Source organism: Candidatus Phycosocius bacilliformis (assembly GCF_003112735.1).
In the GTDB taxonomy this organism is placed as follows: domain Bacteria; phylum Pseudomonadota; class Alphaproteobacteria; order Caulobacterales; family Aquidulcibacteraceae; genus Aquidulcibacter; species Aquidulcibacter bacilliformis.
In genome coordinates, this window is the sequence record NZ_BFBR01000007.1 from 26,507 (window position 1) to 49,189 (window position 22,683).

The 22,683-nt window shown below is 55.7% G+C and carries 16 protein-coding genes and 1 tRNA gene; 13 read left to right on the top strand and 4 right to left on the bottom strand.

What is annotated here, in order from left to right; genetic code table 11:
* Nucleotides 1-152 precede the first annotated feature (152 nt).
* The 3 genes from PbB2_RS11385 (at nucleotide 153) to PbB2_RS11395 (ending at nucleotide 4,786) form a co-directional block, all read left to right on the top strand.
* Nucleotides 153-2,210 carry a M13 family metallopeptidase gene (locus PbB2_RS11385; RefSeq protein ID WP_108985451.1) on the top strand — a complete coding sequence of 686 codons (2,058 nt, stop codon included), beginning with the start codon at nucleotides 153-155 and terminating at the stop codon, nucleotides 2,208-2,210.
* Between the two features lie 447 nt (nucleotides 2,211-2,657).
* A complete protein-coding gene (locus PbB2_RS11390) occupies nucleotides 2,658-3,482 on the top strand; it encodes an HTD2 family dehydratase (RefSeq protein ID WP_192576308.1) in 825 nt (274 codons plus the stop codon).
* 89 nt (nucleotides 3,483-3,571) lie between these two features.
* Complete coding sequence (locus PbB2_RS11395) at nucleotides 3,572-4,786, top strand: CoA transferase (RefSeq protein ID WP_108985453.1); 1,215 nt, start codon at nucleotides 3,572-3,574, stop codon at nucleotides 4,784-4,786.
* Nucleotides 4,787-5,016: 230 nt separating this feature from the next.
* On the opposite strand, the gene typA is transcribed toward PbB2_RS11395, so the two are convergent.
* Nucleotides 5,017-6,882 (bottom strand): translational GTPase TypA, encoded by a 1,866-nt coding sequence (gene typA, locus PbB2_RS11400; RefSeq protein ID WP_238164986.1) that lies wholly within the window; start codon nucleotides 6,880-6,882, stop codon nucleotides 5,017-5,019.
* A gap of 229 nt (nucleotides 6,883-7,111) precedes the next feature.
* Here typA and PbB2_RS11405 point away from each other — a divergent pair, with 229 nt between their 5' ends.
* The 4 genes from PbB2_RS11405 to PbB2_RS11420 all read left to right on the top strand — a co-directional run bounded on the left by PbB2_RS11405 (nucleotide 7,112) and on the right by PbB2_RS11420 (nucleotide 10,999).
* A complete protein-coding gene (locus tag PbB2_RS11405) occupies nucleotides 7,112-8,074 on the top strand; it encodes a complex I NDUFA9 subunit family protein (RefSeq protein ID WP_108985454.1) in 963 nt (320 codons plus the stop codon).
* A 138-nt stretch (nucleotides 8,075-8,212) separates the two neighbouring features.
* Nucleotides 8,213-8,656, top strand: coding sequence for a hypothetical protein (locus PbB2_RS11410; RefSeq protein ID WP_108985455.1), 444 nt, complete (start codon nucleotides 8,213-8,215; stop codon nucleotides 8,654-8,656).
* Nucleotides 8,657-8,685: 29 nt separating this feature from the next.
* Nucleotides 8,686-9,885, top strand: a complete 1,200-nt coding sequence (locus PbB2_RS11415) for a CsgG/HfaB family protein (protein WP_108985456.1) — start codon at nucleotides 8,686-8,688, stop codon at nucleotides 9,883-9,885.
* A gap of 148 nt (nucleotides 9,886-10,033) precedes the next feature.
* On the top strand, nucleotides 10,034-10,999 hold the full coding sequence (locus PbB2_RS11420) for a hypothetical protein (protein WP_108985457.1): 966 nt from the start codon (nucleotides 10,034-10,036) through the stop codon (nucleotides 10,997-10,999).
* A 228-nt stretch (nucleotides 11,000-11,227) separates the two neighbouring features.
* Here the strand turns inward: PbB2_RS11420 and PbB2_RS11425 are convergent, their stop codons facing one another.
* Together PbB2_RS11425 and PbB2_RS11430 are read right to left on the bottom strand one after the other, a co-directional pair.
* A complete protein-coding gene (locus PbB2_RS11425; RefSeq protein WP_133245794.1) occupies nucleotides 11,228-12,430 on the bottom strand; it encodes an aspartyl/asparaginyl beta-hydroxylase domain-containing protein in 1,203 nt (400 codons plus the stop codon).
* Nucleotides 12,431-12,513: 83 nt separating this feature from the next.
* Nucleotides 12,514-14,577 (bottom strand): S9 family peptidase, encoded by a 2,064-nt coding sequence (locus PbB2_RS11430; RefSeq protein WP_192576309.1) that lies wholly within the window; start codon nucleotides 14,575-14,577, stop codon nucleotides 12,514-12,516.
* A 388-nt stretch (nucleotides 14,578-14,965) separates the two neighbouring features.
* Between PbB2_RS11430 and PbB2_RS11435 the strand changes: the two genes are divergently transcribed.
* The 3 genes from PbB2_RS11435 to PbB2_RS11445 all read left to right on the top strand — a co-directional run bounded on the left by PbB2_RS11435 (nucleotide 14,966) and on the right by PbB2_RS11445 (nucleotide 19,390).
* Nucleotides 14,966-17,134, top strand: coding sequence for a S8 family serine peptidase (locus PbB2_RS11435; protein ID WP_108985460.1), 2,169 nt, complete (start codon nucleotides 14,966-14,968; stop codon nucleotides 17,132-17,134).
* Nucleotides 17,135-17,399: 265 nt separating this feature from the next.
* The gene (locus PbB2_RS11440; RefSeq protein ID WP_238164987.1) at nucleotides 17,400-18,443 is read left to right on the top strand and encodes a DGQHR domain-containing protein; all 1,044 of its coding nucleotides are present in this window, start codon (nucleotides 17,400-17,402) and stop codon (nucleotides 18,441-18,443) included.
* On the top strand, nucleotides 18,443-19,390 hold the full coding sequence (locus tag PbB2_RS11445; protein WP_108985461.1) for a hypothetical protein: 948 nt from the start codon (nucleotides 18,443-18,445) through the stop codon (nucleotides 19,388-19,390). The genes PbB2_RS11440 and PbB2_RS11445 overlap by 1 nt, the downstream gene beginning before the upstream one ends.
* 137 nt (nucleotides 19,391-19,527) lie before the next feature.
* On the opposite strand, the gene PbB2_RS11450 is transcribed toward PbB2_RS11445, so the two are convergent.
* Nucleotides 19,528-19,612: transfer RNA gene (locus PbB2_RS11450), tRNA-Leu, on the bottom strand.
* A gap of 209 nt (nucleotides 19,613-19,821) precedes the next feature.
* Here PbB2_RS11450 and PbB2_RS11455 point away from each other — a divergent pair.
* From PbB2_RS11455 to radC, 3 genes are read left to right on the top strand one after another with little or no spacing between them, the layout of a single operon-like run.
* A complete protein-coding gene (locus PbB2_RS11455) occupies nucleotides 19,822-21,072 on the top strand; it encodes a dicarboxylate/amino acid:cation symporter (protein WP_108985462.1) in 1,251 nt (416 codons plus the stop codon).
* A 21-nt stretch (nucleotides 21,073-21,093) separates the two neighbouring features.
* The gene (gene map / locus PbB2_RS11460; RefSeq protein ID WP_108985463.1) at nucleotides 21,094-21,927 is read left to right on the top strand and encodes a type I methionyl aminopeptidase; all 834 of its coding nucleotides are present in this window, start codon (nucleotides 21,094-21,096) and stop codon (nucleotides 21,925-21,927) included.
* A 6-nt stretch (nucleotides 21,928-21,933) separates the two neighbouring features.
* Complete coding sequence (gene radC, locus PbB2_RS11465) at nucleotides 21,934-22,626, top strand: RadC family protein (protein WP_108985464.1); 693 nt, start codon at nucleotides 21,934-21,936, stop codon at nucleotides 22,624-22,626.
* Nucleotides 22,627-22,683 lie beyond the last annotated feature (57 nt).

Genomic DNA, 22,683 nt, shown 5'->3' on the forward strand with positions numbered 1-22,683 from the left:
CCCCTCATCGCCGCGCCATGCTGTCGCAAAGGGGCACCAATGGCAATTCTTGCCGGAAATTAACTCGACAACACACGCAGAAACGGAGATGACGAAATCGTGATCGGAGCGAAAAATGATCGGGCTCCAGCCGAAGGGGGACAGATTTGGCCATGAATAGACGCGCTTTTCTCGGTGTTGGCTGCAGCAGCCTGGGTTATGCTTTGGTTGGCCAGTTTGGACTAACTGGCTTGGCACAGGCGGCCGCAAGCAAAACCGCTTTGGGCAGTTTTGGCCTGGATTTGGCCGGTCGCGACCTATCGATCCGCCCCGGTGACGATTTCTGGAAGCACGGTGGCGGCACGTGGATGGCCAATAATCCAATCCCGTCAGATCGGCCAAGCTGGGGTGCTTTTGATGCACTGGCTGCCAAGGCAGAAGAAGATGTGCGCGCTTTGGTGGACGAAGTTGCCGCCAAGACCGGAGCGCCCGGCTCGCTTGAACAAAAGATTGGCGATTTCTACCGCAGCTATATGGACATTGAAGCGATTAACGCCAAAGGCCTCGCCCCTATCCAGCCAGAACTGGACCGGATTGCCGCAGCCAAAACCCATCAGGATGTTGCGGCCATCATGGCCGCCCCCGATATCCCAAGCAATGGACCGATCAGCTGGGGCGTGACCCTCGATGATGGCAATCCCGACCGCTATTTGGTGGCCATTGGCCATAGCGGCATCTCATTGCCGGACAAGGAATATTATCTGGGCGATGATGCCCGTTTTGCCGAGCTGCGTGCCAAATTCCCCACCCATGTCAGTCGTTTATTGACCCTTGCGGGGCAAAGCGATGGCGACGCCAAGGGCAAAAAGATTCTCGCTCTCGAAACCGAGATCGCCAAATTGCACTGGGACATTGCTGAACGGCGTGACAGCACGAAAATGTACAATTTGCGCAAGCGGGCGCAGTTGGACGAACTGGCACCCGACTTCCCATGGTCCACGGTCTTCCAACAGGCCGGCTATGGGGACATTCAGGAATGCATTGTCCAAGAGATCAGCGCGATTGGGCCCTTGGCCAAATTGTTCGTGGCAACACCGGTTGAGACCTGGCAGGCCTATTTGACCTATCATGCCGTCAACAGCAGTGCCGGGATTTTGCCCCAACCCCTCTATGACGAACGCTTTGACTTTTATGGTCGCACCTTGAATGGCCAGCCCGAGCCACGACCTCGTTGGAAGCGTGCGATCCAAGCCCTCGACGATGCATTGGGCGAGGCCGTTGGACAGCTCTATGTCGCGCGCCATTTCACCCCAACTGCCAAAGCGAAAATGGTCGATCTGGTCGAAAATCTGCGCAAGGCTTTCGCCGTGCGGATCGACGGCCTGACCTGGATGACCAAGGAGACCAAACTTAAGGCCAAGGCGAAATTGGCAACCTTTAGGCCAAAGATTGGCTATCCCGATCAGTGGCGCGACTACAGCGGACTTGAGGTTAAAATGGGTGACGCCATTGGGAATGAGCGTCGCGCCATGGCCTTTGGTGCAGCACGAGATGCCGCAGATTTGGCGCGCAAGACCGATCGTGGCCGCTGGTTCATGACGCCCCAGACGGTCAACGCCTATTATAACCCTGTCTTCAACGAAATCGTCTTCCCAGCAGCGATCCTTCAGGCACCTTTCTTTGATGAAAATGCCGATCCTGCGGTGAATTATGGCGGCATTGGCGGGGTGATCGGCCATGAAATGGGTCATGGCTTTGATGACCAAGGTGCCAAATATGACGAAAAAGGTGTGCTGCGGGATTGGTGGACCCAGGCCGACGTGACCGCATTCAATGCGCTTGGGGCCAAAATGGTCGCCCAATATGGCGGGTTTGAAGCACTGCCGGGGGTCAAGCTCAATGGCGAACTGACCTTGGGTGAAAACATCGGCGACCATTGCGGTGTCGTGGTGGGGCTGACGGCCTATCATTTGTCATTGAAAGGCAAGCCCGCCCCCGTTTTAGACGGATTGAGCGGTGATCAACGCTTCTTTTTGTCCTGGAGCCAGATCTGGCGCGACGTCAGCCGCGATGAAGCCTTGCGCAATCAAGTCCAGTCCGACCCACATTCTCCCGCACAATTCCGGGTCAATGGCACGGTTCAAAATGTCGATGCGTGGTATCAGGCATTCAATGTGCAGCCCGGTCACAAGCTCTATGTTGCCCCCGACAAGCGCGTCCGCATCTGGTAGGCAGGCTCTGCGACCTGCCTGTGTGTGGCCAATAGTGTTCAGTCTGCGGCCAGACTTCATTCTTTATGACAGGGCGCGGGCGTGCATGCGCACCCCATAGAGCGGTTGCGGCGTGGCCTGCGACCCGGTCCCATTGGTCAGACACGGGCAAGGCGCGACCAGGTCACACAGCGGATGTCCCAGGAAATGCTGTGCCGAGACAAGTCGCTAGGCTGCCTTGACGTGACGGGATGACACAAATGTCTTGCGAGCCCAGGACCGATTGCCTCGGCTGACCATCGAGATATTGGCAGACTGATGCGGCCTGTTTGCTGGTTGTCGGCCTCTCGGCCTGCGGACTGAATGCCCGCCAGATGACCCCGCGCGCCTTGCCGGGCGACCATCGCCGTGATCTGCTGATGCCAACGCACGCATCACAATAGGCCGACCATGGCAGAGGAAAACATCATGACCTGGCTTGGTCGCACGCAGGATGTGCGGCAAAAGCTGGACCTAGGCCCTGCTCAAAGCCTTGCGGCAATCCTCGACCTTGATCCCGATGCGTGTGCAGTTGAAGGCACCCCGCTGCCACCTCTGTGGAACTGGGCCTATTTTCTTGCCCGCGCGCCAACACGCCAGATCGGGCCTGATGGCCATCCGGCGCGCGGCGGCTTCCTGCCGCCCATCGACTTGGCCCGGCGCATGTGGGCAGGCAGTCGTTGCCGGTTTCACCGTCCCCTGATGATTGGGGCCACAGCGCAAAAAACCTCCACCATCACCGATATCCGCGAAAAGCAGGGTCGCGCGGGGCCAATGGTTTTTGTCACCGTCCATCATACCATCACGACCGATCTAGGCCTTGCGTATGAGGAAGACCAAGACATCGTCTATATGGACATCCCCAAAGCGTTTGCGGTCCCAGAAGCGGTTCGGTTGTCAGAGCCTGATTGGAGCCACCCCGTAGTGCTTGATCCGGTCTTGTTGTTTCGCTTCTCAGCCGTCACTTTCAACAGCCACCGCATCCATTATGACCGCGATTATGCCAAGTCGGTGGAAAACTATCCGGGCCTTGTGGTGCATGGACCCTTACAAGCCATTCTGGGCTTTCATTATGCCTGCCAGGAACAACCTGACCGTCAGCCGCAGGCCTATCGGTTCAAGGGCGTCAGGCCTTTGTTTGACTTTGACGGCGCACAGGTCGCGGGCCGCCGCATAGGACAGGAAGCGACCGACATCTTCACAGCCACAGCCGACGGCGCGATCACCATGGAAGCCCAGATGACTTGGGACTGAAAGCTCACTCAACAGACAAGGCGCGCATCTTGGGTCATCACAAACCAAACGCGCTGGGGCCGGCATCAGCAGGCCTGCGGGGGAAACATATGAACACCATTCTCGACGGCATGCGCGTGGTTGAAGGATCAGCCTTTGTCGCAGCCCCGCTGGCCGGCATGACCTTGGCGCAATTGGGGGCTGATGTCATTCGGTTTGACCGCCTGCAGGGCGGCCTTGATGCTGAGCGCTGGCCCATTACCGCCGATGGCCGAAGCCTGTTCTGGGCGGGTCTGAACAAGGGCAAGCGCAGCTTGGCGGTGGACATGACCACCCCAGAAGGCCGCGAAATCTTAACCCGATTGATTTGCGGGCCGGGGCCGGACGCTGGTATCTTCCTCACCAATCTGCGCTTACGCGGCTGGATGTCCTATGAGGGGCTGAAACAGCATCGCGCGGACCTGATCATGATGGCGGTATTGGGCGACCGCCATGGCGGGCCACAGGTGGATTATACGGTCAATCCCGCGGTTGGTTTCCCCCATGCAACTGGCCCGGAAGGCAGTCTTGAGCCTGTGGGGCATGCCTTGCCTGCATGGGATTGCATTACGGGCCAGCAGGCGGCCATGGCGATTATTGCGGCAGATCGCCACCGCCGCAAAACCGGGCAAGGCCAATTGATGGAACTGGCCCTCAAAGATACTGCGCTGGCGATGCTGGGCAATCTTGGCATCATTGCAGAAGCCAGCATCAATGGCCATGATCGGCCTAAAATGGGTAATTCGCTCTATGGCGCTTATGCGCAGGACTTTATCTGCCAGGATGGCGCGCGCGTGATGGTGGTCGCCCTGACTGACCGGCAATGGCGCAATCTGAAGACCGCGACCCAGTCTGACGCAGATATGGACCAATTGGCTCACCGTCTTGGAACCGACTTGGGCCAAGAGGGCATGCGCTTCATTCACCGCCACGCCATCACCGCGCTTTTGAAGCCGTTTTTTGAGGAGCGATCCTTGGGTGAAGTCGCGACTTGCCTCAGCGCCGCAGATGTCACGTGGAGCCAATATCGCAGCTTTCGCCAAGCGGTGCAGGAGGATCCAGATTGCAGCCTCGACAATCCGATGTTTGCCATGGTCAATCAGGCTGGTATCGGCAGCTATCTGACCCCCGGCAGCCCAATCAATTTCATGGGACTGGAACGACTACCTCCCGCACCTGCGCCCACTTTGGGACAGCATACGCAGGAAATTCTGACCGAAATCGGCTTTTCCAACACCGAAATTGCCGGGTTACATGACAAAAAGATTGTCGCTAGCCCCCGTTGAGCGTGAAGCCATTGATTGCCGGATGCCATCCCCGCCGCAGCGAAGCGCAGAGCGGGACCGTTTGGGACTTTGCGTCACGAGATCCCGGATCGGCTAACGCCGTCCGGGATGACACCCACTTTTAGATGCAGATAGTTTAAACCACATGACAGCCCTCATAAGGAATGAGTTGTCCTCATGGGGTGGGCTTGGGAGAAGATGTGTACGTGCTATCTTCACCCAAAGCCCGTCTAGTCCGCTTTGGCTTTGCGCTTACGGAAGGCGGGGTTGAGTTCCATTTTGCGGATACGGATCGACTTGGGGGTGATTTCCACCAATTCATCATCATCGATCCAAGCAATGGCCTGTTCCAGCGTCATGCGGCGGGGAGGTGTGAGGCGCATGGCCTCATCCTTGCCGGCCGAGCGCACGTTCGACAATTTCTTCTCTTTGAGAGGATTGACGTCGAGGTCCTCGGGCTTGGCATTTTCACCAATAACCATGCCTTGATAGACATCTTCGCCACCATCGATGAACAAGACGCCACGCTCTTCAAGATACCATAGGGCATAGACCACCGATTTGCCGGTATCGTTGGAGATGAGCGCCCCATTGTGGCGGCCAGCAATCGTGCCTTTCCATGGGGTCCAGCTGTGGAAGATGCGGTTCATGATGCCCGACCCACGCGTGTCGGTCAGGAACTCGGAATGATAGCCGATCAGGCCACGTGCGGGTGCATGGAAGGTCACCCGCGTCTTGCCACCGCCAGAGGGCCGCATGTCCTGCAGCTCAGCTTTGCGGATCGACATTTTTTCCACCACCACACCGGCATATTCGTCATCCACATCGATCACGACTTCTTCCAGCGGTTCCATTTTCTGGCCCGTGTCTTCGTCAATCTTGGTCAGAACGCGCGGGCGCGAAATCGACAATTCAAAGCCTTCCCGCCGCATGCCTTCCAGCAAAACACCAATCTGCAACTCGCCCCGGCCCTGAAGCTCATAAGCGTCCTTGTCTGCGGTCTCGGTAACTTTGATGGCCACATCGGTTTCAGCCTGCTTGAGCAGCCGGTCGCGGATCACCCGGCTTTGCACCTTATCGCCATCGCGACCGGCAAAGGGGCTGGAATTGACCATGACGGTCACCGACAATGTGGGTGGATCGATGGGAATGGCGGCAATGGCTTCGGCCACATCCATGTCGCAAATCGTGTCAGCCACCGTTGTGGTCGACAGGCCAGCGATCGAAACAATGTCACCGGCTTCAGCCTCTTCGATCGGCTGGCGGCGCAGGCCCCGGAAGGCAAGGATTTTCGACACGCGCGAGCGCTCAATCGTCTTGCCGTCAATGCTGAGGCCTTTGACGATGGTACCGGCAGTGAGGCGGCCACTTTCCACCCGCCCGGTGAGAATCCGACCCAGGAAAGGGTCTGAATCCAACATGGTCACCAGCATGCGGAATGGCTCATCCCGACGCAGCGCAGAGTCAGGGGCAGGAACATGGCTGATAATGGTGTCAAACAAGGGACCCAGATTGTCGCGCGGACCATCTAGCGTCAGGCTTGCCCAACCATCACGACCCGAGGCATAAACGGCGGGGAAGTCGAGTTGTTCATTGCTGGCATTGAGCGCCATGAACAGTTCAAACACTTCATCGAGCACTTCGTCAGGCCGGGCAGTGGGCCGATCAACCTTGTTCAAAACCACAATCGGACGCAGGCCGAGGGCAAGCGCCTTGGTCAGCACGAATTTGGTTTGCGGCATCGGGCCTTCGGTGGCATCGACCAGCAACAAGCAGCCATCCACCATCGACAGCACGCGCTCAACCTCGCCACCAAAGTCGGCGTGACCTGGCGTGTCGACAATATTGATACGCACTTCATCGGCACCTTGGCCGTAAACAATGCTGGTACATTTGGCGAGAATGGTAATGCCGCGTTCTTTTTCCTGCGGGTTGGAATCCATCGCCCGCTCGGCACGGGCTTCATTTTCCCGGTAAGCACCACCTTGGGCAAGCAATTGGTCGGTTAAGGTGGTCTTGCCATGGTCAACGTGGGCGATAATCGCAATATTGCGCAGCGCCGCCGTTGCCACTGGCGCGTCAGAAAGGATGGTCACGGGTCAGGCTCCGGGAGGAAAAAATGGGTCAGCCCCATCTGCACCGGGACCGAATCCCGCGGCGGAGGCCAATGAGTGGCCCGCCTATAGCAGCAAGGCAGGGGGTGCGGCAAATCACCCGCTGCGCAAAGGCGCATCAGCTGGCTAAAGTCGGCGGATCGCAATGTCCCAAATGCTCGACAAGCAAGACCCTATCAGACTATGGCGAAAGCAGATTCAGGGGAAAACCATGTCCAATGATGTGATCGTCGTATTTGGTGGTTCGGGCTTTGTAGGCCGTTATGTGGTGCGGGCCTTGGCCAAAGCAGGCAAGCGGGTGCGGGTGGCGATGCGCCGGCCACATCTGGGCCAGGATCTTCGCGTCATGGGCGATGTGGGCCAGATTCAACTGGTTCAAGCCAATGTGCGCAATGCTGACAGCGTCGCGCGGGCGCTCGAAGGAGCCACAGGCGTCATCAATCTGGTTGGCATTTTGTATGAGTCAGGCAAGCAGACGTTTGCGGCAACCCAGCTTGAAGGTGCGCAGATTGTCGCTGCTCAGGCCGCCAAAGCCGGGATCACCCGCTTTGTCCATATGTCTGCGCTTGGAGCAGACCCCGCCTCGGCGTCCAAATATGGCCGCACCAAGGGCGAAGCCGAAAAGGCTGTTCTGGATCTGGTGCCACAAGCGACCATTTTGCGTCCTTCCATCATCTTCGGCGCGGAGGACAATTTCTTCAACCAGTTTGCCGCCATGGCGCGCGTGACCCCGGCCTTGCCTTTGATTGGGGGTGGCCAGACGCGATTCCAGCCGGTCTATGTCGGCGACGTGGCAGAAGCGGTCGTTGCTGGCCTTGATTGCGGAGGTGGCGTGTTCGAACTGGGCGGACCTCGTGTTTATAGCTTTAAAGACTTGCTGAGTTTTATTCTAAAAGAAATTGAACGGCCGCGTCTGTTCGCACCTTTGCCTTTTTTCGTCGCTCAGCCACTAGGTGCAGTGATGAATACTTTGTTCAAACTCTATCCGTTTGCAGGTCCACCGCTCACCGACGATCAAGTTATTATGCTGAAGACTGACAATATCGTCAGCGGCAATGCCAATACACTTAAAGAACTTGGGGTAACCAAACTCGAGAGTATTGAATCAATAGTACCGACCTACTTGTATCGTTTTAAGCCATACGGCCAGTTTCAAGTCAAAAGACGAACTTAATTGGTAAATAAATTAAGGGATCATTGTGTAATACCTGTTCACAAGGAACTATGCCTCTGATTTAAATAAATAAATTTGTGTGGCACGCTGCTTGCTTCCGTTCTATTAACAAACAATTAATGGAATGGGTGTTCCACAATGGTACGAGTTCAAGCTAGCCCAACGACAATCCGCCAGCTTTTGGTGGCCACCGCCATCAGCATGACGATCTTGCCCTCCCTGGCAGTGGCTCAACAAAACGGTGCTGACCAGATCCGGCGTACCTACGGGATGACGCCCGATGTTGAGGCGAGCCCCTATCGGACCCCTGCCCGCGATCAGAATGGCGTGCGCCTAATCGTCAATGGGCGCCCTGTTGATCTGGGTGGTCCGCGTCCTGCTGGGCCCGCACGTTTGGCCGATCCCAATTCATCGGCTGGGCAATTGTCGCCATCGACCCGAAGCGGTCGGTTACCGAGCAGCACATTGGGCAATTCGACTGCCATCGGCAATATCGTGTCGATCAACAATGTTCGCAACTCCACCATCAATGTCACGCAGATCAACAATGGTCGTGTGACGGCGGCCGCAGCTCCCCGCTAGGCCCGACACTTCAGCATTTGGTGACCCTCATGACCCGTGTTTTACGCCCCACTCGTGCTTTGATGATCTGCACGGCCCTGTCTTCCTTGGTAGCCGGCTGCGCCAGCACCTCCGCCACGCAAGCCCCCGTTGCCCCAATCGTCCCGCTGAAGGGAAGTGCGGTGGCACAAACTCAGACAGACTATACCCCTGCTTTGAGGTGTGTGGCCAATATTGCTGCCAACCAAGCCTATCCTGCACCGCGGATTGCCGTCGGCCATATCACCGACATGACCGGCGCGGATGACCTCTATCTTGGCCGTCGTTTGACCCAAGGGGCGACATTAATGGCCATCACGGCAGTCTCTAATGCTGGGATGCGGGTGATTGAACGCTTTGACACAGGCGTGACGCAGGTTGACCTCGACTTTGCGAACAACCGCCTCTTGCGTGACTCCCCCACTGTGATCCGGACCCCGCAAGAAGGCCAGATCCAAGGCGTGGATCTGTATATTGTCGGCGGTATCAGCGAGTATAACCACAATCTTCAATCGCGCGGGCAGGATGCTTCATTCTCCAAGTCCGGCACCAAGGGTGGCTCGGCCTATTTCTCCAACGGCGACTATGTTGTCGATGTCGGGATGGACCTGCGTCTGATCGATGCCCGGACCACGGAAGTCATCGCGGTTAAATCCTATCGCAAACAAGTACGCGGAACCCAGAAGGAATTGGGCGCGGCCCTGAGCAATGGGTCTGAGTCGCTCGACTTCGGCCTGGGTGGACGCAAGAACGAACCTATCCAGATGGCGATCCGCAGCATTATCGATCGCTCAGTCTTTGAATTCACCGCCAGCCTCTATGGCAATGATGCAGCCCCTTGCCTTGCCATGGGACAGCAAATTGAATCCGGTACGGTCAGAACGGCCCCCGCCATGCGCTACACAACGAGCGCAATTCAGCCGACAGCACCGACTTCCAGAATGGAACCTTTCGCGATGGCGCCTTACAGCGTCCAGCCTGCCCCGTGGCTACAACCAGCGCGCGGCATGCAGGGCCAGATGCAGCCAGTCCAGCCGCAATCCAGACCACAGTCGCCAGAATGGGCAGACGGTCAAACAAACTCCGGGCAAACCCAAATCAACGCACCGATGCGGGGCATGAGAGCGGGTCAGTTGGATCAACCCTTCGCGCCCGGAGGCAGGTCAAACACCGAAACAATGCAGGAACGGCTGCGTCGTGAAGGAAACTAGAAAAATGCTTTGACCCGGTCGATCGGGATGGCTTGTGACCAAATATGGTCTGATTTGAGATCATTAAGGCCGCAATCCACCCGTCGACCAAACATTTGAAACCTGGATGGCCAATTCCGGCCCATCTTTAACGAAGAGGGAAGTACCCGTGAAAAAGCAAACTCTTTATGTGACTGCTGCGGCTTTGGCTTTCAGTGCAATGATGTCGTCTTCGGCGATGGCTCAGCGCATGTATGTCAACACCAATCAGAACAACATCGCCCGCACGATTGCTGAGACCAATGTTGGCATCAACAGCACGCTGGCGACGACTGGCGGCAAGGTGAATGTCACCACTGCAGCAATCGGCAACTCGGTGTCGGTTAATGTCGAGCGCGTTGCAACTGTCAGCAACTCGCAAGTCAACACCAATGTGGTGTCCTCGACCTTGAACCTGGGCACGGCCACCAACCCAGTTGGCAATGTGAAGGATGTGTCTGCTACTGCTGCTGCCATCGGCAACTCAGCTTCGGTCACCATCAAGAACCTGTCAAACGTCAACTCCGACATCAACAACTACCAGTTCCAGTCCGGCAACGTGACATCGGAACTGAACAGCAACCTGAACGGCGTGGTTGGCAAGGTTGACCAAACCTCTGCAGCGATTGGCAACAGCTTCTCGGCTGACATCACTGGCCCAGTCGGTGCGATCAACAATACCCAGCGCTATTGGGGCAATGTTGTTGCTGAAACCAACACCCGCATCAACAATGTCAGCGGCAACGTCACCAACACCACTGCTGCGATCTGCAACAGCGGTACTGTGACCGGCCGTAGCGCAGCAAACCTGTACATCAACAACAATCAGGCTTGTAACATCGACCCAACCGCCACCACCAATGCTGTGATCAGCAATGTCGGCGGCGCTGTGAACCTGACCACTGCGGCGATCAGCAACAGCTTCTCGGTGACCACTCTGCCAACCACCACGCTGACCCTGAACAACCGTCAGATCAACGCGGCTCAAAACATCGCCACCGACAACCTGTCGCTGTCGAACATTGCTGGGGACATCGCGGTTACCACGGCTGCCATCGGCAACAGCCTGAACGTCACCGGTGTGACCGTTCAATAAGCCTAAGACAGGCTGTTGATCAGCCTGCCTTAAACAACGAAGGGCCAATCTGCTTGACAGCAGGTTGGCCTTTTTCGTCGCCATCACGTGGGATGATGCGATCAGGTGGATGATTGGGGATGTGTCATGCCTGTCTTAAGAAGAGCGCCTTGGCATGCCAGGATGACCAAACATGCCACAGGTAAGTCATTGAACCCGATCTTCTCGGGTTTTGCAGGCTCGCTAAATCTACTGAAACCCAAGCCTGCCCGCGTTTGAAACCTGTTCGAATTGGTCAACCCCTGTCATCAGAGCGGCGACAAGTTCGCGCTCTTCGGCTGTCAAATCCGGGTGCCATATGTTGAAGATCAGAACCACGCGGGTGCCGGTACCTTGATTGCGGGCTTCATGTTCGATGGTGTCATCAAAGACCCAGGCGCGGCCACGCTCCCACAAGCGGACTTGGTTGCCGACCCGAAACCAACAGCCATCCGGGACGAGAAGTGGTAAATGACAGACCAATCGGGTGTTCAGGAAGCCTGTATGCGGCATGATCCAAGCGCCGGGGGTCAATCGCGAAAACAAGGCGAACGGGGCTCGACCCTGAATGGTTTCAAGTGGCACATTGGCCAAAGCCGCCATGGTCTTGGGGCATTGAGAGGCTAAAGGTTCACAGACCTTACCGTCGCGGATGAGATAGGCCGCCGTCCAGTCTTCTGGAGCCGATACGCCATTGCCGCGTGAACTGCCGGCAACATGGGCAGACTTCTCAGCCTCCACTTCAATATAGGGACTGAAATGGCGGCCATCGGCTAGGATGGGGACAAGCTCCTCACAGATGTCGTCGGTGGCCGCTTCGAGGGCCTCAAGCCAGTCGAACCTTTGGCGATCAAAAAACTCAATAACTGGCAATTCTGGAAAGAAATATGCGCGAGGCGTCGAGACATAGCGCTGTTTGCGTCCGCTAAGCAGGTCGAGACTGTCTGAAAAACGTCGACTTGACGTTGCCGGGTTAAAACCGGCCGCTGCCAGAGCGCGTTGCAAATGGGCGTCCATCTCTTGCTTAAGGCGCGCGTGATCCTGCCGGGCACGTTGGAGCTCAGTCGCGATCGGGGTAGGCACATCCGCAAGGTCGGGAACAAGTGTCTCCACATGCTGATAAAAGCCCATGGCGGCGCGTTTAGAACCCAGATGCAACAATGCATCTGCTTTGATTAGATTAGCGCGAATATTGTCAGGATCCCGGTCGAGAAGTTGCGTAACAGCCGCCAATTCAGCGGCGCGATCACCAGCCCCTTTGCACGCCATAGACAAAGCGAGCCAAACCGCCGCATCCGCCCCACCCGCGGCCACAATGGCTTCAAAGCACTCTCTTGCAGTCACAAAATCTTGGGCGCGGAGCGCACTCATTCCCGCCTGCCCCCAGCGATCAATCTCTACCGGTCCGATCAATACACGACTCCAATCAGGGCCACTCAGGCTGAAAAGTCGTTTGCTAACAGGGTTTAGTCTTTGTGTCTAACGAGTAAAGTACATTACTTGCCACCCGGAGGAGCATAGGTCTCCAACCATTTTTTGACTTCCCCATACCAAAAGAGGGAGTTTTGCGGCCGCAAAATCCAATGGTTCTCATTGGGATAGTAAATCAGCCGCGAGGGTACGCCTCGCTTCTGCAACGTATTGAACAATTCAATCCCGTGATTAACAGGCACGCGCAAATCCTGCTGACCGTGGATCACCAAAGTCGGTGTCACAAAATTGGCCGCCATCATGTTGGGACTAATGGCCTGAAACCGGGCAGGATCCTCCCACGCTTCGAAATAGCGGTTACGGGTCGCACCATAATCGGCCCCGATCTGGCTATATTGGTTATAGACAGGGGCATGGGCAATCAGCGCTTTAAACGGATGGGGGCGGCCCAACAAAACAGTGGCCAAATATCCACCATAGCTGCCACCCGCAGCAATCATGCGATCACCATCCACCCATGGCTGCGCTTTCAGATAATCCGCACCGGCCAATGTGTCCTGATAGGGCAGCGTAACCCAATCAGGCTGAATGGCGTCAGTGAACGCATCTCCAAAGCCCGATGAGCCGTGAAAATTATGCCATGTGGTCACATAGCCCCACCCCGCAAACACCTGCGCATTCCAGCGATAGGACCATTGATCTGTGATCCCAACATGGGGGCCGCCATGCAGCAGGAACATGACAGGATATTTCTTGCTGGCGTCAAAGTTTGGCGGCTTAACCACCCACATCTGTATGTTGGCGCCATTGCCCCCGCGATAAGATACCGAGTCAACTTGGCCCATTTTTACATTTGCCAGTAATGCATCATTGAAGCGCGATAATTGGTTGGTCTGCCCTGTGGCCTGATCAATACGCACAAGCGTTGGCGGGCTTGAGAAACTGGCGTGCAGACCAACTAGGCTGCGCCCGGCACTGGCGATCCCGGCAAAGTCACCCTCCCGGGTTATCCGGCGAGGGGTTGCACCCGTAAGCTCCATGCGAAACACGCGCCGCGTTGGGCGGTCCTCAGCCACGACCCAAAGCGCTTTTGAATCTGGATTCCAAATCACTTCGGCAGCCGACCAATCCCAATTGGCCGACAAATCACGTACCCCAGCGCCTGTAGACTCACGGTCGAGCAACATCACACGCAGCCGATCTGCAGCCCCCACGATGACATTGGACGTCCAGCTCAAATAGCGGCCATCTGGACTGTAATGGGGCTCTTGGTCAGCGGCCAGATTTGCGGCGGTTTGATTTCGGACAGTTCCTGTCGTCAAATCGAGCACATAGATATCCGCATTTGGTCGAATACCGCTGGTGTCGCTTTCCCCGACAAAGGCGATTTCCTTGCCATCAGGGGCAATGTCATAATCCTCAGCCCCCGGCGTCCGAAACTCCAGCGGCACACCCGCGGGTTGGGTCAAGGTGACAGGGGCTTCCCCCGACAGCGAGACGGCATACAGATGAGGCTGGCGATCATCAAGAAAGCGATCCCAATAAGAGATTGGCGCCTTGTCCCAGACCTGGGCCTGCATCGTGCTTGTGGCACGCTCCTTAAGGCGCTTGGCCTGGTCATCCCACGTTGTCAGATCCTTCCAGACCGATGTGATGAAAGCGATCCGCTGGCTATCTGGAAACCATTTGGGCGCTGAGACACCGGTTGGAACCGCCGTGAGGCGACGGGCCTCACCCCCGTCCGGGGCAATCACATAGAGCTGATTTGCGCTGTCACTGCCGCGTTTCGAAACAAAGGCAATCCATTTGCCATCCGGGCTCCAGATCGGTGCCAAATCATTGCCATCGCCGCTGGTTAGCTGCCGCGCAGCGCCGCTTTCAACCGAAACAATCCACAAACTGGTAAAGCTGCGATCACCGTCCGCATCAAAGCGCGTGACAGGTACCACCGTCATCTTGCCGTCAGGCGACAGGCTGGGTGCCCCAACACGCTGGAGCTTCCACATCAACTCAGGCGTCATTGGGCCTTTGGCGTCGGCAGCCTTTGCTGTTTGTGCCAATGCTGGCTGAACCAATCCAGCAAAACCCATTATCAAGCCCATTAGGCCCAGAATCGCGCTTTTCCGCATGTGCATGCCCCCTAGACATCCTTGATCTAGTCGCAATTGCAACGTCCGACAATTGCCTCTTGGGGCTCGTTTCAGTCGCCTCCCACTGCACACAATTTCGTGAATGCCAAATTCATCTGAGCTTGAAAACAGCAGAGCCGATGGCAGAAAAACGGCACATCCAGCCTGATTATGGCAAAATTGAGATATGCTTACCACCCATTAACCCAAAAACTGGGCTATAGCAGATCACTTCATCACCAAAGCCACTGGTCTGATCTTGAAAATTTAAGCGATCTTTGAACTAAAAGCAGCTTTGGCGGGCCAGAAATTCTATGCCTTGTTTCAAAATTCCTCTTTAAATCATCGGTTTTAAGCCTTCTCCCATGTTCCACTTTGGGGAAAGCCAATGAAAACCGCTCTCTTGTCCATGACCGCCTTGGTTGGTCTTCTACCAGCCGGTGCCGCGCTGGCTCAAACTGTCCCAGTGCCGACCGGCCAGGAATTGCAATGGTCGTCTGCTGCCCAGCGCGTGGGTGCCTTGAAGCCGCGCCCATGGGCGGCACGGGGAACCGGGGTGACCATCGCCATCATCGACAGTGGCATTCGCCGCGATCACATCGACTTCACCGGTGCCATTGTCGGCGGCTATAATGCATTCACCAACCAAGCTGGTATCGCTGCGGTGTCCGACACCAATGGCCATGGCACACATGTCGCCTCGCTGGCTGCAGCGCGCGCCAACGGCGTCGGCATGGTTGGCGTGGCATCAAATGCCCGCATCCTGCCTGTCCAGGTTTTCCAAGGTTCCTCAACCTCCGACTTTTTTGTCGCCCGTGGCATTAATTATGCCACCAGCCAACGTGCTTTTGTGATGAACTTGTCGCTGGGTGGATCAGGGATGAGCCCAACCATCCGCACGGCATTGCAAGGGGCGCAGGCTGCAGGCCTCTTGATGGTGATTGCGGCTGGAAACGAGGGCCAAGCCAATCCATCCTGGCCCGCTCGCCACGCCTCAGAAGCTTGGGCCAAGGGCCAGATCATCGCGGTGGGTGCGGTCGATGCCAACAATTTCATTGCCAGCTTCTCCAACCGGGCAGGTGATGCACGCAATTTCTATCTGGTCGCACCGGGCGTTAATCTGATTGGTGCCTTCCCGAGCGGGACCAATACCTACGCGATGATGAGCGGCACCTCGATGGCAGCACCCGTGGTTGCTGGCGCGGCCGCTGTGGTCAAAAGTGCGTGGCCATTCTTGACCGCGCCGAAGGTGGCCGAGGTCTTGTTCGTGACCGCCACAGATCTTGGTGAAAAAGGTATTGACCCCATTTACGGCCGCGGCCTCTTGAACCTTGAGCGCGCGCTTTTGCCTGTGGGCACTGTCACCACAGTCAGTTCAGCTGGCACCACACCGCTGGCACTGGCACCAACAGGCAGTGGCGGCGTAACAATTGGTGCCAAGTCCTTTGCTGGGGCCAATGGTGCCTTCGACGGCGTCGTGTTTGACGCCTTTGGCCGCGATTTTGCCTATGATTTTGCGGCCGGCGCGCAAGACTTGCGTCCTGACAGTGTCTCGATCCTTGCCAGCAAGCTGACGGCGCGCATGCAGACCAAGCTTGCCGCCATTCCAACCCCGACCGGCACGTTGTCACTGGTCGCAAGCCCTGCCCAAGCAGAGGGCAGTGCGGCCAGCGGTGGCCTGCACTTCATTGGCAACACCGGCAATGCCTGGGCTGTGTCGATTGGCCAAACATCGCCCATTTTGGGGGCCAGCGCGGCGGTTGGCCCAGCGCCCAAAGCGCGCCTGCTTGGGTTTGCCGATCATGGCGGGCTGTTTGAAGGCACCACTGCCAGCGTGGCAAGTCAAAACCTCTTGGCCAATGGCATCACCGTCACCTTAGGCGCCCGCTTGCAAGGTGAGCAAGCCCAAAGACGCGGTCTGAATTGGACGCCACAAGCCACAAGCCAAGCCGCCAGCATCGAGGCTGGTCTCAGCCGCCAGTTTGATCGGGTGAGCTTCGGGGCTAGCGTTGCGGCTATTCAGGAGGCCAATGGTCGACTGGGTGATGTCGATACAGGTCTTTTTGGCTTGAATGGCCCGGCCCACACCTTGGCACTTCAGGCCGACATGGCGCTGGCATTGACAGAGGCAACCTCGCTGAGTGCTCGCCTCAGCCACGCCAGTGTGGCAGCCCAAACCGGCGGTCGGGCCAGTCTTGTAACCTCCATGTCCCGCACGGAGGCAACCGCCTTCGCCGTCAATCTGGCCCATCGTGATTGGCTGGCAGCCGGCGATCAGGTCGATTTGGCCATCGGCACACCACTGACCAGTATCTCTGGCAATATGAACCTTTTGCTGGCAACCGGGGCTGATCCTGAGACCGGTGCCCCAATCATGACGCGCCGGGCAGTCAGCCTGTCTAGCAAAACGCCCGAGCGGCGGCTGGAAGCGGTCTATACCCGTCCGATGGGGGCGGATGCTGCCTTGGCGTTGGCCGTAATGGCGCGTGAAGATGCCGATGGTATCGCCGGCAAGCAGGATCAAGCCCTGATGATCCGCTATCAAACCAGCTTCTAAGTCACACCTTTGGCTCCCAAACCTCAAGCCCCGCGGCTGGCAGGTCCAGTCGCGGGGTTTGATGTTCTTGGGCTCCCAATAAGGTCCCGCGGGCCGAAGTTCTATACTTCGCTTTCGAAGAGCTAAAGTGGCAAAACAAAAAGCGCGCACGGCGCCTGAGGCTCAGCACCCCAAAAATTACCAACTATCTTAATCATGTATTTTGCCTGATATTTTTCTAAGGCAGCCCTCCCTTGCCAGAACCTAAAGCCTAAATTATAGCCTGATGGTGAGATTTTATGGTTTGGGTTGCGATCAACTCAACCACAGAAGTGCGAGTCATAGGATGGCGCTACACGAAAATGATGGCGAGTTTCTGAGTTACACCGCATCTCTTATCACTCAAGGTAAGCATCGATTTTACAGCCTCACAATACCATCTGACGTTCTGGCGCGAACTTGTTTTGTGATTGACAGAGACGAAGACCCTGTCGAGGGATTTCAGAGGCTGCTTGACAAAAGCCGCGCACAACAAATTGCAGACTATATCGATGCAGGCCTAGGAACCATCCCGACTTCTGTTGTTCTCTCCGCACAGGAGATCTCAAGTTTTACGTACGACAGCAAAAAAAGAACGGTTAGATTTCGAGACAACTTAAAGTCATTTTTGGTGCTCGATGGACAACATCGTATATATGGATTTCATCTTGCGACTTCTGAACTCCGGGTACCTGTTGTAGTTTATAATGAACTTACTCGTATCGAGGAATCGAGACTATTCATCGATATAAACACCAAGCAAAAGCCAGTGCCAAATGAGTTACTTTTGGATATCAGGAAGCTCGCAGAATATAGAAACGACATAGAAACAAAAATAGGTGACATTTTTGATTTGTTTGATACCGATACGCAAAGTCCACTCTTAGGCTATATGTCAGCATCAAAGCGACGTAAAGCATTGATATCTAGAGTAACGTTTAATGCGGCGATGAAGCCCATTCTCAATATTTTTGGCGACGCCACCTCCTCAGAGGTATACGTAGTGTTATCCGCCTATATCCGAGCATTTATTTCCGCCTCATTGGAAAATGATATGAAGATTGAGATGACTCAGCCGGTAGTGTTTCGATCAGTAATGGCTGTATTTCCAGATATTGCGCAAAGAGTGAGCGACAGACACGGCAAAAACTACTCGGCTGACAATTTTCTAGATGTAATTGGTCCAATGATGCATAAAATAAAACCCTCTTCTATTAAAAATATTGGAAATAGTGTTTCAGTTTACTCAAAAATTTTCACCGACGCACTAAGAACTAAATCAATTTTCTGATGTCTATTAGCCAATCGGAAGCAGCCCGGTTATTGTGGTGCCCGGGGCTAGAGAAGCAAAAAGGCCGACCTAACGGCACTGTACATGAATGGATCACGAAATCAAATTTCAGCCCCAAAGCGTCTGAGAAGGAGATAATACTTCAAGGGGTGGATAACAATTCTTTTTTGACTGCCTTGGCGAGCGATATCAACCGCCTTTCCTCCGCCGCCTCTGAGACCTTAAAGAACATCGCAGAAGTGAGCAAAATTCCAAAGTCGCTCGGTTGGCCATATGTAAAGCTCTATTATGCCGCACTGTTTTACGCCCATGCGGTGCTGAGAATTTGGGGTAAGTCACCAAGTTACTTGAGAACTTTGGAATTGATCAGAATAAAGGATGCTTATGCGGCATATGAAGTACCGCTCCCATTTAAACTTAATTCAAATCAGTACCTGATTGAAGCGAAGCCCCAAACAACCGAAGTTGTAATAATCAGGAGTTCGGATGGTGGATCACATGAGGCGGTCTGGCGAGAGTTTTACAACTCGTTAATGAACCTGAAGGTTAAAATTAGCGAATCGCAATTTCTAAAAAAGGACAAAGATAAACTCAACGAGGGTTTAACGGACTTTATATCTTTAATATCAGATAATGAAGCGAATATATCTTGGCCCTCTCAAATGCGGAATAATATTCAATACAGACAAAACTATGGAACTTGGTATCCTTATCATGGCAGGTCAAAAACGTCGAATTTTTTGTCAGAAGTTAACAGAGTGACTTCGGATGCTGCCTCTTTCAGTTCGTTCACCCACATACCGGGTGATGATATTACGAACTTTAAGCACGCTTGCTTGGCAATCATTGTTTATTCAAAGGGTGTAATTGCTGACCTACATAGGATTGGCGGGGTTGATAATTTTCTAAAATACGGTCCCTCTAGATTCGAGAATGCCACAGCATAACCGAAGACTGCAAAACTTCGCATTTTCGACCATCAGCTTAGCCAATGAAACTGGGGCTAGATTTTAGACGTTACAGTTTCCAATGTGCCAAACATACTCGATTAACGTCCATAAAGCAGCCAAACAACTATCAACACTGGTAGGGACGGCCGGACTTGAACCGGCACGGATTGCTCCAACGGATTTTAAGTCCGGTGCGTCTACCTATTTCGCCACGTCCCCATTGGGCTGCTTTGTGCGACAAGCCTGCTTTCAGGGCAAGGGCTTGATGTCGCAGGCATGAAGGTTTGTGCATGCGATCGCATCAGCCTTTGCCCTCGCGCGTCTTTGCGCAGGCGGATGCTTGCCCCACGACACCGCTGCGTCCAGATTATGCCGGCAATGGATAAAACCCCAAGGCGGCCAGACCGCCCTCAGCGAAAGATGCCACCATGTCAAAAGCCTTGATCATTCTTGCGGCGCTGCTGGGAGGGCTTTTGGCCGGGATATGGTTGGGCGGGGTTAGCCTCTTGCATGACAGCGCCGACATTATCGGCTCTGTCTGGCTCAATGCCCTGCGCATGACAGTGGTGCCGCTGGTGGTGGCGCTTTTGATTACTGGCATCGCCCAGACCGCCCTTGCCGCCCGGGCTGGCCGACTGGCGGCGCGCGGGGTTGCCACGATGCTGGTCATCCTTTGGTGCTCATCCATCATGGCCGCTTTGGCCATGCCCGCCATATTGGCGGCCTTTCCCATGCCAGAAGGTTCGGCCGAGGCGCTGCGTGAGGCGCTGAGCATCACCGAAAAGCCTGGCCCGGTTCCGCCCTTGGGCGATTTCCTGCGCGCCATCATTCCAACCAATCCGATTGCTGCAGCGGCCAATGACGCCATCCTGCCATTGATCATCTTCACCGCCGCTTTCGGCTTTGCCCTCACCCGCTTGCCCGAAGCCAAACGATTGCCGGTGACAGGCTTTTTCGAAGCCACTGCCGAGGCCATGATCTTGATGATCGGCTGGGTGCTGGCTTTGGCCCCGATTGGGGTGTTTGCGCTGGCCTTTGTCGTGGGGGCTAAAGCGGGGGCCGAAGCCTTTGGTGCCTTGGCCCATTATGTCATCGTCTTGTCCAGCCTTGGCGTTATCGTGTGGCTGGCCTCTTTCGGTTTGGCGCTGTTTGGGGCGCGCCGCGGCTTGGGCGAATTTTTCAAGGCCGCCATCCCCGCCCAAGCTGTGGCAATTTCCACTCAATCCTCGCTGGCATCACTCCCCGCCATGCTCAAAGGGGTACAAGCCCTCGGCGTGCCAGCGGCAAAGGCGGATGTGATCCTGCCGATTGCTGTTGCCATCTTCCGGGCCACAGGACCTGCCATGAACCTTGGCGTGGCGCTTTATATTGCCAATTGGTTTGGCGTTGAGCTGGGGCCCGCCCAACTTGCCTTGGGGATTGCAGCCGCCGCCACCACCACATTGGGCGCGGTCAGCTTGCCAGGCTCTATCAGCTTCATCAGTTCGATCGCCCCCATCTGCCTTGCCCTAGGCGTCCCGGTAGAGCCCTTGGCCCTTCTGATCGCGGTGGAAACCTTCCCCGACATCTTCCGAACCTTGGGCAATGTCACCATGGACATGGCCGTTACGGCGACCGTGGCGCGGCAGGATGATGATGCGGCCAGCCAAACTTCATCTGCCCCCCTGCCCAAAGCCTGATTTCAGGGCTATAGGAAGCTTATGTACATCGACGCCGACACCGCACCTGACAGCCGCAATGATCAGGCCATTAAACTGCATGGGCCAGAGGCCTTTGCTGGCATGCGCGCGGCCGGCAAAGCAGCAGCCCAAGTCCTCGACATGCTGGTGGGCGAGGTCAAGGAAGGTGTGACGGCTGAGCGGATTGACACGCTGGCACGTGATTTTGTGCTCGATCATGGCTGGATCCCGGCCTGCATGGGCTATCGCGGCTATCAGCACACCACCTGTATCTCGTTGAACCATGTGGTCTGCCACGGTATTCCGGGGCCTCGGGCGTTTCGGTCAGGCGATATCGCCAATATTGATGTGACGGTGATTGTCGATGGTTGGCATGGCGATCACTCGCGCATGTATGGTGTGGGTGATGTCTCGCGCAAAGCACGCCGCTTGATGGATGTCACCTGGGAAAGCCTGCAGCGTGGCATTGCAGCGGTCAAACCCGGCGCGACTCTCGGCGATATTGGCCATGCGATTCAGAGTTTTGTGGAATCCCAACGCTGTTCAGTTGTGCGGGATTTCTGTGGCCATGGCTTGGGGCGCGTGTTTCACGATAACCCCAATGTGGTTCATTTCGGCAAGCCCGGTCAGGGCCCCGAACTTCGTCCGGGCATGTTTTTCACCATCGAGCCGATGGTGAACCTGGGCAAGCATGCGGTATCCATCCTGCCTGATGGCTGGACCGCTGTTACGCGCGACCGTTCCTTATCCGCGCAGTTTGAACACTCCATCGGTGTGACTGAGGACGGTTGCGAGATTTTCACCCTCTCCCCTCTTGGCTTGGACACACCTCACACTCTGTCTGATCCAAATTGAGGTTATATGGCGGCACTGGATAAGTCGAACGCCCATCTGGCAGGCCATCGCGAGAGGCTGCGCGACCGGTTTGTGCGTGCAGGTGCGGAATCGCTGGCTGATCACGAATTACTGGAGCTATGGCTCTTCGGTGTGATCAAACGGCAAGACACCAAATTGCTCGCGCGGAATCTTCTGGTCCGCTTTGGTGGCATTAATGAAGTGCTCCACGCACCACTCCATGATCTGATGCAAGTCGATGGCGTGGGCCAAGTTGCCGCCATTCATCTGAAGTCTATCCATGCGCTGCACGTGCGCGGCACCCAGACTGAGATAAGCACCAGACCCATCTTGGGCTCTTGGTCGAGTGTCTTGGCCTATCTCAAGCTCAACCTGGCCGGAGCCAAGCGGGAAGAGTTTCGCGTGCTGTTTCTGGACAAAAAGCATCGCCTGATTGTGGATGAAAAAATGGGGGAAGGCACGGTTGATCATGCCCCAGTCTATCCGCGCGAGATTGCCAGACGTGCCCTCGAACTTGCCGCCAGCTCGGTCATTCTCTCCCATAATCACCCCTCAGGTGACCCAACACCCTCGGGAGCCGATATTGCCATGACGCGCGAGATCATTAGTGCCCTAAACCCGCTTCGAGTAACGGTGATTGATCACATCATCGTCGGCGGCCAGAATACACAAAGTCTTAAGGCTCTTGGCGTAATATAAACAAGCTGTATATTTTATCAAGTACGCGTAAGTATCCCATAATAATCACAAACAATG